Raw genomic sequence first — 12,953 nt, forward strand, 5'->3', positions numbered from 1 at the left:
AGCGGGGTGGGCGCCGGGTCGGTGCGGCCGGCGGCGGGGCGGGCGGCCCCGGGCGAACACTAGACCGTCCGGGACGCGCCCCGAATCCCGTTCACCGGCCGCGTGGCGGGGCTCACCGCTCAGCGCACGACGAGCTGCCTGGTCACCGGGGCCGCGCCGTCGCCCTTGGCCTTCAGCGTCCAGGTGCCGGCGCCGCCGAACGTCACGACCGCGTCCGCCGTGCCGTTCGGCTCGGCCCTGACCTCGGCCGCACGCTTGCCGTCCGGGTCGAGCACGTCCAGCGTCCGGGCCGCCGTGGTCTTGTTGGTCACCCGGAACTGGATCTTCTCGCCCGGCTCCGCGATCAGCCCCTCCGCGCCGGTGATCCCGGCCGCCGTCAGCTCGACGGCGACCTCCCGGTCGTACGCCGTCTCGGCCGCGGCGCTGGCCACGGCGCCGTCGTCGGAGACGGTGATCCGGGTCCGCACCCCGTCGCCCTGCCGGCCCGGCTTGCAGGCCACCTCGTACAGGCCGGTGGCGAGGGTGGCCCGCAGGTCCCCGGTCTTCCCCGGTGCGACGTCCGCCGCCTCGGCGACGACCTTGGTGAAACCGTCCCCCGCACGGCCGTACAGGTAGACCCCGGTGGCCTGCTGCCCCCGGTTGGTCACCGCGAAGGTGACCGCGCCCGGGTTGAAGAGGGTGGTGGCCACCTCGCAACTGGTGTCGGTGGCGGTCACCGGGACCTCGCCACCGGTGGGGGCAGGGTCGTCGTCACCGCAGGCGGTGAGGGCGGCGGTGGCGCAGATCGCGGCCACGACGGCGGCGGTACGGCTCTTCATCGGCTCTCCGGGGCGGAGGTCAGCGGGCTGACCAGGACGGACGCCGACAACCACCCCCGGCACACCGCCCGGGGGGACTTCGGCGGAGTCAGGAGAGTCTAAGCGGGCCGGCCGTCCTGGCAAGGGGACAGGTTGGCGCGACCGTGGCCACCCGCCGAGGCGGGTCAGCGGGCGAGATGGGCCAGCCCGCTGCCGATCACGTCCCGCCGCCCCCACCGGCCCGGCACGTCGAGCAGTTCCACCCGGCCGAACCGGGCCGGCACCCGCGGCGCCATCAGCAGGTGCTCGCCGGCCGCCTCCAGCCCGAGCAGGGCGCGCAGCAGCAGGAACGGAGTCGCGGTCGCCATCGCCTGCGGGCTGTTCGCGGTCGGATAGCCCACCGGATACTCGGTCAGCTCCCGGGCGTAGCCGGCGAACGCCTCGGGCAGCCGGCCGTGGAAAAACCGGGAGACCTCCACCATGGCCTCGGCGATCCGCCCCGCCTCCTCGGCGAAGCCGTACCGGCGCAGGCCCCAGGTGATCAGCGCGTTGTCGAACGGCCACACGGCACCGAGGTGGTAGCCGAGCGGGTTGTACCGTTCCTGTCCGGTGGCCAGGCTGCGGATGCCCCAGCCGGAGAAGAGCCGGGGCCCGACCAGGTGGGCGGCCACCTCCGCGGCCCGCTCCGGCGGGACGATGCCGCTCCACAGCAGATGGCCCATGTTGGACGCCAGCGCGTCGACCTGCCCGCCGTCACCGTCCAGGGCCAGCGCGTAGTAGCCCCGGTCGGCGATCCAGAAGTCCCGGTCGAAGCGTTCCCGTAGCGCCGCGGCCTCCCGCTCCAGCCGGTCGGCGTACGCCGGGTCGCCCCAGAACTCCCGGGCCATCCGGGCACCCCGCAGCTTCGCGTCGTACGCGTACCCCTGGAGTTCGCAGGTGGCCAGCGGCGGGCCGGGCAGCCGTCCGTCGGCGTGACAGATCGCCTCCGGCGAGTCCTTCCACCCCTGGTTCGCCACCCCCGAGCGCTCGTTGCGCCACAGGTACCGGACGTAGCCGTCGCCCAGCAGGTCGCCGTACTCGTCGATCCACCGCAGGGCCGCCCGGGCCTCGTCCTCGAACTCCCGCACCAGGCCCACGTCGCCGCTCCACCGCTCGTACTCGTCGAGCAGGATCACGTAGAGCGGGGTGGCGTCGGCGGTGCCGTAGTACGGGGACTGCGGGCGCTCCTCGAACGCCACCATCTCCCCGTACCGGAACTCGCGGAGGATCTTGCCGGGTTCCTCGTCGCGGAAGTCGTCGAGCACCGTGCCCTGGTCGATGCCGAGCATCCGCACCGTGGCCGACGCCAGCTCCGGCGCCACCGGCAGCGCCATGAAGCTGGTCAGGATGCTGTCGCGGCCGGTGATGGTGGCCGCCCAGGGCAGGCCGGCGGCGGGCATCACCTCATCGGGCAGGGTCAGCGGCGAGTAGCGCAGCGCCGCCAGGTCCACCAGGCTGCGCCGGTAGGCCTCGGTCAGCGCCTCCCAGTCACAGGTGAGCTGCGGCGTGCGGGACAGCCACGCGCTCAAATCATCCTGCCGTTCCTCGGCGCTGGCCCGGGGCCGCCGCTCCAACCGGTCCCGGACGTCGATGCCGTCCGGGCGCAGCACGAACGACCGCACCCGCAGGGTCGTCGTCCAGGCCTGCCGAGGCGCCAGCCGCACCGTCCAGGTGAGACCCCGCTCGTCCACCCGCACCGGTTCGCTGCTGGTCACCGCGGTCTCGCGCTGGAACCTCTCCCGCTGGTAGCCGAGGCGCAGCCCGCGCTCCTCGACCTGCCGGTAGAGCCGCCCCGGCGGCGTGCGCTCGGCGGCGACGCCCAGGATCGGCGCGAAGTCGCTGCCCACGTCGAGCCGGACGGTGAACTCCTCCGGCACGTGGTGGTGGTTGAACAGGGTCAACCGCTCCTCGAAGACGCCGCCGGTGATCGCGCGCTCCCGGATGAGCGACGACTTGGCGTCCACGTAGTGCGTCGGGGCGCCCGGGACGAGGAAGAACCGCATCTGGAGGTGGTCCCGCTCGGCGATGGACAGCGACGTCAGCCGCTCGCCGTTGAGCGTGAGGCGCCAGACCGACAGGAAGCGGGTGTCGAAGTCGAAGAAGCCGACCGGATTGGCCGCGGTCGCCTCGATGTCGCCGTTGTCCTCGCTGAGCACGAAGACGTTGCCGTCCAGCACGCGCACCAGGTTCTGGTTCATCCGGGCCTCCGGCCGGCGCGCTCCCGCGGGTGCCGCGCCCCGGGCGGCGCCGGGAAGAGGCGCTCCAGCAGCACCACGAACCGGAAGTGCCCGTCGGCGACGATCTCGTTGCGCAGCCAGGCGGTCAGCGGCTTGACCTCACCCCGGGCCATCCGGACGAAGACGTCCCGCCGGGTCCGGATCACCGTGTCGGCGTACCGCGCGCGGTGTTCCACCGCGAGCCGGCCATGGCGGATGGTGACGTGCCAGACGTCGAGCCCGTCGGACCCCTCCAGCTCGAACCGGATCGTGCCGGTGGTGCGGCGCAGCACCCGCTCGGGTGCCTGCCGGGCGAGCTGCGCGAAGAACGCCTCGATCGGATCGGACACCGCACCGCCTCCCGGGAGAGGGCCGGCGCGCCGCCGGCACCGATGCCCGGCGGGCCGCGACGACGGGCGCGTCCGCACCGCCTCGGGCGCCGCCCCAGACTATCGCCGGGCCCCGGCACGGACCCGGGGATCGGGGGAACTGCGGGGGCCGGCAGGATGGCGGGATGCGCCTGGTCTCCCTGCTCCCCTCGGCCACCGAGATCGCCTACGCTCTGGGGCTCGGCGACGACCTGGTCGGGGTCACCTTCGAGTGCGCCGTGCCGCCCGCGTACCGGGCCGGCACCACGGTCGTGGTCGGCGGCCGGGACACCAGCGGCATGAGCCCCGGCGAGATCGACGCCTACGTCAAGGGCCAACTCGCCGCCGGCGCCGACCTCTACACCCTGCACGCCGGGGCGCTGGCCGGGCTGGGCCCGGACCTGATCCTCACCCAGGACCTGTGCCGGGTCTGCGCGCTGCCGTCGGGCCGGGTGGCGGACGCCGTCGAGCACCTCGGCTGCCGGGCGGAGGTGCTGTCGCTCGACCCGTACACCCTGGCGGACGTGCTGGACACGATCCTGGCCGTGGGCGCGGCGGCGCGGGTGCCGGACCGGGCGGAGGCCCTGGTGGACGGGCTGCGGGCGCGGCTCGCGGCGGTCCGCGCGGCGGTGGCCGGCCGGCCCCGGCGGCGGGTCGCCGTGGTGGAGTGGGTCGACCCGCCGTTCGGTGCCGGGCACTGGATCCCCGACCTGGTCGAGGCCGCCGGCGGCGAGCCGGTGGCGACCCATCCCGGGGCCCGGTCCACGCCGACCACCTGGGCGGCGCTGCGAGCAGCCCGGCCCGAGGTGGTGCTGGTCGCGCCGTGCGGATTCGGCCTGGACGGGGCCGCCGGGCAGGCCGCCGGGGTGGCCGCGCACTTCCCCGGCGCGGAGGTCTGGGCGCTGGACGCGGACGGCCTGGTCGTGCGGGCCGGCCCGCGTCTGGTCGACGGCGCCGAGGCGATCGCGGCGGTCCTGCACCCGGACGCCGTGCCCGCCCCGCCGGAGGGCGCGGCCCGCCGGGTGGCCTGAGCCGCCGATGCCGCGGCGGGCCGGCACGCGCGAACGCCGCCCCGCAGCGGGGACGGCGTTCGCGTCGGTGCTCGGGTGGAACCCGTCAGGTCATGTCGTCGTAGCGGCGCTCGATCGGCGCCGGTGCGGCGACCGGCTCGGGCGCCCCCACCGGGGCGGGCGCCTCGACCCCGCCGGCGGCACCGACCGCCTCGACGGACAGGTCCAGCGGCGAAACCTCGTCGTCGGGCACGTCCGCGTAGAGCTCCCGGCCGCGCCCCCGCCGCTTGTCGTTGATGAACGCCACCCCGACCGCGACGAAGTAGAGCAGCGACAGCGCGGTGGCCAGCAACGTCATGCCGAACGGACCCGGGTCGGGCGTGGCGATGGCGGCGAAAGCGAAGGACACGAAGATCACCACGCGCCACCAGCTCAACAGACGGCGGGCGCTGGCCACGCCAGTGAAGTTGAGCATGAGCAGGATCAGCGGGAACTCGAACGCCACCCCGAACAGCAGGATCATGTTCGTGATGAACCCGATGTACGCGCTGACCTCGAACTGGTTGGACAGCCCGCCGACCCCGGATTCCATCAGGAAGCTGAGGCCCTTGTCGACCACGAAGTAGGCCAGCACCGCGCCGGCGGCGAACAGCGGCGCGGCGATCGCCACGAAAACGTAGGCCCACTTGCGCTCGTGACGGTGCAGACCCGGGGCGATGAACGCCCAGAGCTGATAGAGCCAGACCGGCCCACCGATGATCAGGCCCAGCCAGAGCGCGAGTTTCAGCTTCAGCACGAACCCGGTCGTCGGTGCCAGCGCCAGCAGGTCCTGGCACTGGCCCAGCGCGTTCGTCGTGTCGGGCAGTCGGCAGTACGGCCGCTTCAGTAGCAGGAAGACCGGATCTGCGAGCCAGAAACCGACGATCAGGCCGCCGACGACGGCCAGCGACGCGCGGAACAGCCGGTTACGCAGCTCACGGATGTGCTCGATGAGCGTCATCGAGCCGTCGGCGGCCCGCTCGAACGTGCTGGGGCCGCGCTTCTTCAACCCGAAGGCCACGGTGGTGGGGCCCTCTCGGATCAGTTCTCGCGGACGCGCTGCACCGGGTCGACCGGCGGGGCGACCGGCTGCTGCGGCTGCGGGGCGAACTGCTGCTGCGGCTGGCCGACCTGCTGCTGCGGCGGGAGCGGCTGGTAGCCGGTCTGCGCGTCGGCCTTCTCGGCCAGGTCACGGTCGTCGTCGTGCAGGCTCTTCGTCTCGGCCTTGATGATCCGCAGCGAACGGCCCAGCGAGCGGGCCGCGTCGGGGAGCCGCTTCGCGCCGAAGAGCAGGATCAGCACGACCACGAGTACGGCGATGTGCCACGGCTTGAGGGCACCCATGGGAAGCTCCAGTCGCTCTGTGTCGGTGAGGGGGTGGTCGCAGCCCATCGTACGTGCCTCGAAGACGCTTGCCACCCTGCCGGGCCCCGGTTGCGGGCCTGGTCGGTGAAGTCTCGGCCAACCCGGAGTGTCCCGTCAACCACCCACGGGGCGCAATCGTGCGCGGATCCGGCCGTGAACGCGCAGCTACCGCGCAGCGGACCGACCGCCGTCGATCACTTCCCGCGCCTGGCCTTGATCAACGTCATGCGCTCCTGCGCGACACCCGCCCGCTCCTGGAGCGCCTCGGCCCGCGCCTGGAGTTCCTCGGCGGCGGACCGCAGCGACTCCGCCTCGGCCTGGCGCCGCTGCAGGGCCAGCGCCGTGCGGCGCAACCGGGGCAGCCGCGCCACCACCGGCCGGACCGCCAGGGCCAACACGATCAGCGCGAACAGCACGACCCCGAGCACGATCCACGTCACCACGCGGTCAGCCTACGCCGGTGGCGCCGGCCACCGCCGGGTCGGCGCGGTCGACCGGGGTGGCGTACGCGTCGAGGGCGGCCGCCGCCTGGGCCCGCACCTGCTCGGCCAGCTCGGCCGGCGCGACCACCGTCACGTCGGGCCCGAGCCCGAGCACGAACCGGCGGGCCCAGCCCAGGTCGGTGACCCGCAGCGACACCAGCCACTGCTCCCCGTCGGCCTCGACCCGCTCGCACGGGTAGTACTCGGTGATCCACCGCTCGCCCCGGCCGATCCGCAGGGTGATCAGCGGCAGGTCCGGTGAGGGGCGGAACACCCCGTCGCTGAGGTCGTGCGGGCGGGCCTGCGGCGGGACCACGGCCTGCTCGGCCAGCTCGGTGACCGCGTCGATCCGGTCGGCCCGGAACAGCCGGACCGCCTCGGCCCGGCGGCACCACGCCTCCACGTACGCCCGACCGCCGACCATCAGCATCCGCAGCGGGTCGATGGTGCGCTCGGTGGTCTCGTCCCGCGCGGCGGTGTAGTAGGTGATCCGCAGCGCGCGGCCGCGTTCCACGGCGGCGCGCAGCTCGCGGACCCGGGCCGTGTCGCCGGGCAGCCGCACCTCGACCGGGGCCCCGGCCAGGTCACCGGCCGCGCTCTCGATCTTGGCGAGGGCCCGCTCGACCGCCTCCCGGTTGGCCACCCCGGGCGTCTCGGCGAGCATCCGCAGCGCCACCACCAGGGCCAGGGCCTCGTCCGGGGTGAGCCGCAGCGGGCGGTCGATGCCCGCGTCGTAGGTGATGGTCACCCGGTCACCGTCGAACGCCATGTCGATCAGGTCACCGGGGCCGTAACCGGGCAGGCCGCACACCCAGAGCAGCTCCAGGTCCTCGCGGAGCTGCTTCTCGGTCACCCCCAGGTCGTGCGCCGCCTCGGCGATCTCGATGCCGGGGCGGGCCAGCAGGTAGGGCACCAGGTTGAGCAGCCGGGCCAGCCGGTCGGCCGAGGCGCGGCCGCCGCGGGCCGCCGGGCGGGTCACCGGGCACCCCCGGTGACGGCCAGGTCGTCGTGTCGGGCCGCGATCTCCTTCAATCGCTGGATGACCGCCTCGCGGACCTCCGGCGGCTCCAGCACCCGCACGTCCGGGCCGTAGCCCACGATGTGCCCGGCCAGGTAGTCGGCGTCGGCGTACGGCAGGACGAGGCGGTCCCCGTCCGGCCCGGCGTGGCTCTCCACGGCCCAGCGGCGCAGCCCCGCGGCGCGGCCGGCAGCGACCAGCACGGTGGCCCGGCCGGTCCGCTCCACGGGCCCGGACCAGCGGGCCACGTGACTGATCAGGTCCACCCCGGCGGGCGGCTCGTACGCCTCGGGCTGCCCGGTCACCCGGACCGCGCCCACCACCCGCGAGAGCCGGAAGCAGCGGGTCGCCGCCCGGTCCAGGTCGTGGCCGACCACGTACCAGCGGCCGCGCCAGCAGACCACGCCCCACGGCTGGACCCGACGGCGGGTCGGTGCGTCCCGGTCGGGCACCCGGTAGTCGAAGTTGACCTCGCGCCGGTCGCGCGCGGCGGCGGTCAGCGGTGCGAACGCCGGGTCGACCGTGACCATCGGCTCCAGGCCCAGCGTGGCCTGCGGGTCCACGTCGATGCCGGCGGCGCGCAGCTTCGCCAGCCCCGACGAGGCGGCGGCGGCCAGGCCGGCGTGCTGCCACAGCCGGGCCGCGATGCCCACGGCGGCGGCCTCGTCCGGTTCGAGGGGGATGTCGGGCAGCGCGTACTCGCGGGGCGCGATCCGGTAGCCCGGCTCGGCGTCGAAGACGCTGGCGGTCCCGGTCTCCAGCGGCACCCCGAGTTCCCGCAGCTCGGCCTTGTCCCGCTCGAACTTGCGCTGGAACGCCTCGTGGTCCTTGGCGTCGTCGGGATCGTGCTCGTAGCCGGGCACGGTCGCGGCGATCTGCGCGGCGGTCAGGAACCGTCGCGTGGACAGCAGGCAGATCACCAGGTTGACCAGGCGTTCGGTACGGGTCCGCGACACGTGGGAAACGCTAGCAGCCCGCACGTCCGCAGCGCGCACCCGCGCGGGCGCGGCGCGCGGGAGTCGCACCCCGGAGGCGATCCGCACCACACCGCCCGGGCCCTCCCCGCTCGCCGCGCGGCGGGTCGGTGACGGCCATAGGGTGGGCGCATGGCGGGGGCGGAGGTCAAGAGCGAGAGTGTCGGCACGGTCGTGGTGGCCGGCGTGGCGAACCTGGCCATCGCCGTCGCCAAGCTCGTCGCGGGCCTGCTCTCCGGCTCGGCGGCGATGCTCTCCGAGGCCGCCCACTCGGTCGCCGACACCACCACCGAGGTCCTGCTCTACCTGGCGCTGCGGCGCGGGGCACGGCCCGCGGACACCCGGCACCCCTTCGGGTACGGCAAGGAGAGTTACGTCTGGGCCTTCCTCGCCGCGCTGTTCACCTTCGTGGTCGGCGCCGGCTTCGCCATCACCCACGGCGTCACCACGATCCTCGTGCACGAGCACACGGGCAACTACCTGACCTCGTACATCGTGCTGGCGATCTCCTTCGCCATCGAGTCGGTCTCGCTGGCCCGGGCGGTCCGGCAGGTCCGCAACGAGTCCCGGCGCTGGCGGGCCACCCCGCGCCGCTACCTGCGGCTGACCGCCGACACCACGGTCAAGGCGGTCTTCCTGGAGGACAGCGCCGCCCTCGTCGGCCTGCTGCTCGCCGCCGCCGGCCTCACGCTGTCGCACCTCACCGGCGACGAGATGTTCGACGGCGTCGCCTCGATCCTCATCGGCGTGCTGCTGCTGGCGGTCGCCGGCATCCTGGCCCGCAGCAACATCTCCCTGCTGGTCGGCCGGGCCGTGTCCGACCGGGTACACCGGCAGATCGAGCACGAGCTGGCCGAGCTGCCCGCGGTGGACCGGGTCGACACCCTGATGACCATGTTCCTCGGTCCGGAGGACATCCTGGTCGCCGCCAAGGTCGACTTCCACGACGACGCCACCGGCGCCGACATCGAGGCCGCCGCCGACGAGGCCGAGCGGCGGCTCACCGACCGGTTCCCGGAGATCGGGTACGTCTTCCTCGACCCGACCCGGTCGAGGAGCGGCAGCGACGGGCACCCGGCCCGCACCACGCAGGACGAGGACGAGCGGGCGGTGGACCAGGAGCCGGGCGGGGTGCCCTGACCGGCGGGCCGGCGACCCGGCCGCACCCCGGGCCCGCGCCGGCCGATACGGTGCCGGGCATGGTGCGATGGCGGTCCGGCACGGTCACGGCGGTACGGCGACGGTGGGCCGGCGCCGCCGAACTCGACGTCGACCTGGCCGACGGCGGCCGGATGCGCGCCCTGGCCTACCCGGCCCTGGTCGGTGACCCGGAGCCCGGCGACCGGGTGCTGCTCAACGCCGGCGCCCTGCTCATGGGCCTCGGCACCGGCGGGTACGCCCTCGTCGTGGCCCTGCCCGACCGGCTCCCCGCCGACCCGCCGCAGGCCGCCGAGAGCCGCGACGCCGGGCACCTGGTCAAGGCCCGCTACACCCCGCTGCAGCCGATCCTGCTCGGCGTCGACGAGGAGGCCTCGCCGCACCACGCGCGGCTGGCCGCCGCCGAGTCCGTCGACGGGATGCCGGTGGTGACCGCCGACCTGCACTCCGCGCTGCCGGCGATCCTGGCCGGCGTCCACGCCGGCGCCCCGGACGCCCGGGTGGCCTACCTGCTCACCGACGGCGGGGCGCTGCCGGCCTGGTTCTCCCGCACCCTCGCCGGGCTCGCCGGCCACCTCGCCGGCACGGTCAGCGTGGGCCAGGCGTTCGGCGGCGACCTGGAGGCGAGCACCCTGCACAGCGGCCTGCTCGCCGCGCGGCACGTGCTCGGCGCCGACGTGGCGATCGTCGCCCAGGGCCCCGGCAACCTGGGCACCGGCACCCGCTGGGGCTTCTCCGGGGTGGCCGTCGGCGAGGCCGTCAACGCGGTGGCCACGCTGGGCGGGCGGCCGGTCGGCTCGCTGCGCATCTCCGCGGCCGACCCCCGCCCCCGGCACCGGGGCGTCTCCCACCACAGCCTCACCGCGTACGGCCGGGTCGCCCTGGCCCCCGCGGAGCTGGTCGTGCCGGACGCCCTGGACCCGGCTCTCGCGGCCGAGGTGGACGCGGCGCTGGCCCCGCTCGCGGCGCGGCACCGGATCGTCACCGTGCCCACCGACGGCCTGGACGCGGCGCTGCGGGCCAGCCCGGTCGGCCTGTCGACGATGGGGCGCGGGCTCGACGGCGACCACGCCTACTTCCTGGCCGCGGCCGCCGCCGGCCGGCACGCGGCCCGCCTGCTCGGCTGAGCCGCTCAGCGCGCCCCGTAGCCGTGGGCGACGATGTGCTCCGCGGCCCGGGTGTAGCCCGCCGGGTCAGCGGGCGCCACCGTGCCCAGGCCGTCGACGTACCGGTTGTACATGCAGAACGCGGCGGCGATCAGCACCGTGTCGTGGATCTCCAGGTCGGTGGCGCCCTCGGCGCGCGCGGCGTCGACCAGCTCGGTGGTGACCTCCCGGCCGCCGCGCTGCACGGCACCGGCGATCCGCAGCAGCGCCCGTAGCTTCCCGTCGACCGGCGCCGCGTCCAGGTCCTGCCGGACCTGCTCCACCAGCGACATCCCCGCGGGCAGCTGCGCGGCCGCGAACGCCGAGTGCGACGCGCAGCAGAAGGTGCAGGCGTTCAGATCCGACACGTACGCGGCGACGAGTTCCCGCTCCCCCGCGCTCAGCGTGGGATGCGGGGCGTGCAGCAGCGTGTCGGCGAGGTCGAACAGCGGCTTGGCGGTCTCCGGGCGGTAGCGGGCCAGCCCGTTGATGCCGGGGTGGGCCTGCTCGTCCAGTCCCAGGTCGATGTGTGCGATGACGTCACCCTCCCGTGCCCGCGCCGGCCGAAGCCGGCGGGTCGAATCCGGTCGATGTGACAACCTTCGCGGGCGGCCGGGCCGGGGCGCAACTCCCGCTGTGGTTCCGCCGGTCAGCCGGCCAGGAAGATCAACGCCAGCCAGGCGCCCACGATGAGCACCAGCGCCGCCGCCAGCACCCAGGTCGGCACGGCGAACTCGCCGCGGCGGTTGCGCTCGATCTCGGCGCGGATCTTCTCCCGGCGCCGCTCCACCCAGTTCAGCTTCTCGGTGCCGCCGTCGCGGCCGGCGGACGTGTCGCGGCCCGGACGGCCGGCAGGTTCGGAAGTGTTCATCGCGACGCCAGCGTACCCGTGGGCGCGGCGGCCGGCGCCCCGGCACCGGCCGCCCGCCCCCGGGTCACATGCTCGCGATGAGCCGTTCCACCCGCTCGTCGTACGCCCGGAACGGGTCCTTGCACAGCACCGTGCGCTGCGCCTGGTCGTTCAGCTTCAGGTGCACCCAGTCCACGGTGAAGTCCCGCCGCTTCTCCTGGGCGTGCCGGATGAACTCGCCGCGCAGCCGCGCCCGGGTGGTCTGCGGCGGGGTCTCCTTCGCCTCGAAGATCTCCGGGTCGGTGGCCACCCGGTCCACCTCGCCGCGCCGCTCCAGCAGCCCGTACAGGCCCCGGCCGCGCCGCAGGTCGTGGTAGGCCAGGTCCATCTGTGCCACCCGCGGGTGCGACAGCGGCAGGTCGTGCTTGCGCTGGTAGCGCTCGATGAGCCGCAGCTTCGTCACCCAGTCGATCTCCCGGGCCACCGGGTCCAGGTCACCGGTCTCCACCGCCCGCAGCACCCGCCCCCACAGCTCCACCACCCGCTTCGCGGTCTGGTCGCCGCCGCGGCGCTCCACGAACTCGGTCGCCTTCGCCAGGTATTCCTGCTGGATGTCCAGCGCCGAGACCTCCTTGCCGGAGGCCAGCCGCACCTTGCGCCGGCCGGTGATGTCGTGCGACACCTCCCGGATCGCCCGGATCGGGTTCTCCAGCGTCAGGTCCCGCATCACCACGCCGGCCTCGATCATCCGCAGCACGATGTCGGCCGTGCCGACCTTCAGCAGCGTGGTGACCTCGTTCATGTTCGAGTCGCCGACGATGACGTGCAGCCGCCGGTAGCGCTCGGCGTCGGCGTGCGGCTCGTCGCGGGTGTTGATGATGGGCCGGCTGCGGGTGGTCGCCGAGGAGACGCCCTCCCAGATGTGCTCGGCCCGCTGCGACAGGCAGTAGACCGCGCCGCGCGGCGTCTGGAGCACCTTGCCCGCGCCGCAGATCAACTGGCGGGTGACCAGGAACGGGATCAGCACGTCGGCCAGCCGGCCGAACTCGCCGTGCCGGGACACCAGGTAGTTCTCGTGGCACCCGTACGAGTTGCCGGCCGAGTCGGTGTTGTTCTTGAACAGGTAGATCTCGCCCGCGATGCCCTCGTCGTGCAGCCGCTTCTCCGCGTCGACGAGCAGGCCCTCCAGGATCCGCTCCCCCGCCCGGTCGTGGGCCACCAGGTCGGTCACCGAGTCGCACTCCGGCGTCGCGTACTCCGGGTGCGAGCCCACGTCCAGGTAGAGGCGGGCTCCGTTGCGCAGGAAGACGTTGCTCGACCGGCCCCACGACACCACCCGCCGGAACAGGTACCGCGCGACCTCGTCGGGGGACAGTCGGCGTTGCCCGCGATAGGTGCAGGTGACGCCGTACTCGGTTTCGAGGCCGAAGATTCGCCGCTCCATGATGTGACATTAGCCGCCCGGGGCCCCGGATGGGCAGCGCTCAACCCA

The 12,953-nt window shown here is 74.4% G+C and carries 14 protein-coding genes; 3 read left to right on the forward strand and 11 right to left on the reverse strand.

The genetic code is table 11. The features are described 5' to 3' along the window. Positions 1-119: 119 nt before the first annotated feature. From F8274_RS14415 to F8274_RS14425, 3 genes are all read right to left on the reverse strand, one after another. Complete coding sequence (locus tag F8274_RS14415) at positions 120-818, reverse strand: hypothetical protein (RefSeq protein ID WP_151462844.1); 699 nt, start codon at positions 816-818, stop codon at positions 120-122. Positions 819-982: 164 nt separating this feature from the next. Then, entirely contained in the window at positions 983-3,034 is a 2,052-nt protein-coding gene (locus tag F8274_RS14420; RefSeq protein WP_151462846.1) for a glycogen debranching N-terminal domain-containing protein, read from the reverse strand. Further along, on the reverse strand, positions 3,031-3,402 hold the full coding sequence (locus F8274_RS14425) for an SCP2 sterol-binding domain-containing protein (RefSeq protein ID WP_192579830.1): 372 nt from the start codon (positions 3,400-3,402) through the stop codon (positions 3,031-3,033). The genes F8274_RS14420 and F8274_RS14425 overlap by 4 nt, the downstream gene beginning before the upstream one ends. A gap of 164 nt (positions 3,403-3,566) precedes the next feature. Between F8274_RS14425 and F8274_RS14430 the strand changes: the two genes are divergently transcribed. Beyond that, the gene (locus F8274_RS14430) at positions 3,567-4,451 is read left to right on the forward strand and encodes an ABC transporter substrate-binding protein (protein WP_151462850.1); all 885 of its coding nucleotides are present in this window, start codon (positions 3,567-3,569) and stop codon (positions 4,449-4,451) included. 85 nt (positions 4,452-4,536) lie between these two features. Here the strand turns inward: F8274_RS14430 and tatC are convergent, their stop codons facing one another. The 5 genes from tatC to F8274_RS14455 all read right to left on the reverse strand — a co-directional run bounded on the left by tatC (position 4,537) and on the right by F8274_RS14455 (position 8,290). After that, the gene (tatC, locus tag F8274_RS14435) at positions 4,537-5,490 is read right to left on the reverse strand and encodes a twin-arginine translocase subunit TatC (RefSeq protein ID WP_151462852.1); all 954 of its coding nucleotides are present in this window, start codon (positions 5,488-5,490) and stop codon (positions 4,537-4,539) included. 20 nt (positions 5,491-5,510) lie between these two features. Continuing rightward, the gene (gene tatA / locus F8274_RS14440; protein WP_151462854.1) at positions 5,511-5,813 is read right to left on the reverse strand and encodes a Sec-independent protein translocase subunit TatA; all 303 of its coding nucleotides are present in this window, start codon (positions 5,811-5,813) and stop codon (positions 5,511-5,513) included. A 215-nt stretch (positions 5,814-6,028) separates the two neighbouring features. After that, the gene (locus F8274_RS14445; protein ID WP_151462855.1) at positions 6,029-6,277 is read right to left on the reverse strand and encodes a hypothetical protein; all 249 of its coding nucleotides are present in this window, start codon (positions 6,275-6,277) and stop codon (positions 6,029-6,031) included. A 4-nt stretch (positions 6,278-6,281) separates the two neighbouring features. Next, a complete protein-coding gene (locus tag F8274_RS14450; RefSeq protein WP_091265844.1) occupies positions 6,282-7,295 on the reverse strand; it encodes a YafY family protein in 1,014 nt (337 codons plus the stop codon). Beyond that, the gene (locus tag F8274_RS14455; RefSeq protein ID WP_151462857.1) at positions 7,292-8,290 is read right to left on the reverse strand and encodes a YafY family protein; all 999 of its coding nucleotides are present in this window, start codon (positions 8,288-8,290) and stop codon (positions 7,292-7,294) included. Before F8274_RS14455 ends, F8274_RS14450 begins: the two co-directional genes overlap by 4 nt. A gap of 150 nt (positions 8,291-8,440) precedes the next feature. On the opposite strand from F8274_RS14455, the gene F8274_RS14460 reads away from it, so the two are divergent. Both F8274_RS14460 and F8274_RS14465 read left to right on the forward strand, forming a co-directional pair. Beyond that, on the forward strand, positions 8,441-9,448 hold the full coding sequence (locus F8274_RS14460; RefSeq protein ID WP_151462859.1) for a cation diffusion facilitator family transporter: 1,008 nt from the start codon (positions 8,441-8,443) through the stop codon (positions 9,446-9,448). Positions 9,449-9,507: 59 nt separating this feature from the next. After that, positions 9,508-10,593, forward strand: coding sequence for a DUF3866 family protein (locus F8274_RS14465; protein WP_151462861.1), 1,086 nt, complete (start codon positions 9,508-9,510; stop codon positions 10,591-10,593). A gap of 5 nt (positions 10,594-10,598) precedes the next feature. Here F8274_RS14465 and F8274_RS14470 read toward each other — a convergent pair whose 3' ends face one another. The 3 genes from F8274_RS14470 to pafA all read right to left on the reverse strand — a co-directional run bounded on the left by F8274_RS14470 (position 10,599) and on the right by pafA (position 12,905). Beyond that, a complete protein-coding gene (locus tag F8274_RS14470; RefSeq protein ID WP_151462897.1) occupies positions 10,599-11,147 on the reverse strand; it encodes a carboxymuconolactone decarboxylase family protein in 549 nt (182 codons plus the stop codon). A 113-nt stretch (positions 11,148-11,260) separates the two neighbouring features. Continuing rightward, positions 11,261-11,482 (reverse strand): hypothetical protein, encoded by a 222-nt coding sequence (locus F8274_RS14475; RefSeq protein ID WP_151462863.1) that lies wholly within the window; start codon positions 11,480-11,482, stop codon positions 11,261-11,263. Positions 11,483-11,546: 64 nt separating this feature from the next. Beyond that, positions 11,547-12,905 (reverse strand): Pup--protein ligase, encoded by a 1,359-nt coding sequence (gene pafA / locus F8274_RS14480; RefSeq protein ID WP_151462864.1) that lies wholly within the window; start codon positions 12,903-12,905, stop codon positions 11,547-11,549. Positions 12,906-12,953 lie beyond the last annotated feature (48 nt).

It is taken from the genome of Micromonospora sp. AMSO31t, from assembly GCF_008868175.1.
Classification (GTDB): Bacteria; Actinomycetota; Actinomycetes; order Mycobacteriales; family Micromonosporaceae; genus Micromonospora.

What these genes read in the sequence shown, in the direction of transcription:
- F8274_RS14415 (WP_151462844.1), bottom strand. Translation starts at nt 818, where the DNA reads ATGAAGAGCCGTACCGCCGCCGTCGTGGCCGCGATCTGCGCCACCGCC.
- F8274_RS14420 (WP_151462846.1), bottom strand. Translation starts at nt 3,034, where the DNA reads ATGAACCAGAACCTGGTGCGCGTGCTGGACGGCAACGTCTTCGTGCTC.
- F8274_RS14430 (WP_151462850.1), top strand. Translation starts at nt 3,567, where the DNA reads ATGCGCCTGGTCTCCCTGCTCCCCTCGGCCACCGAGATCGCCTACGCT.
- tatA (WP_151462854.1), bottom strand. Translation starts at nt 5,813, where the DNA reads ATGGGTGCCCTCAAGCCGTGGCACATCGCCGTACTCGTGGTCGTGCTG.
- F8274_RS14460 (WP_151462859.1), top strand. Translation starts at nt 8,441, where the DNA reads ATGGCGGGGGCGGAGGTCAAGAGCGAGAGTGTCGGCACGGTCGTGGTG.
- F8274_RS14465 (WP_151462861.1), top strand. Translation starts at nt 9,508, where the DNA reads ATGGTGCGATGGCGGTCCGGCACGGTCACGGCGGTACGGCGACGGTGG.
- F8274_RS14475 (WP_151462863.1), bottom strand. Translation starts at nt 11,482, where the DNA reads ATGAACACTTCCGAACCTGCCGGCCGTCCGGGCCGCGACACGTCCGCC.
- pafA (WP_151462864.1), bottom strand. Translation starts at nt 12,905, where the DNA reads ATGGAGCGGCGAATCTTCGGCCTCGAAACCGAGTACGGCGTCACCTGC.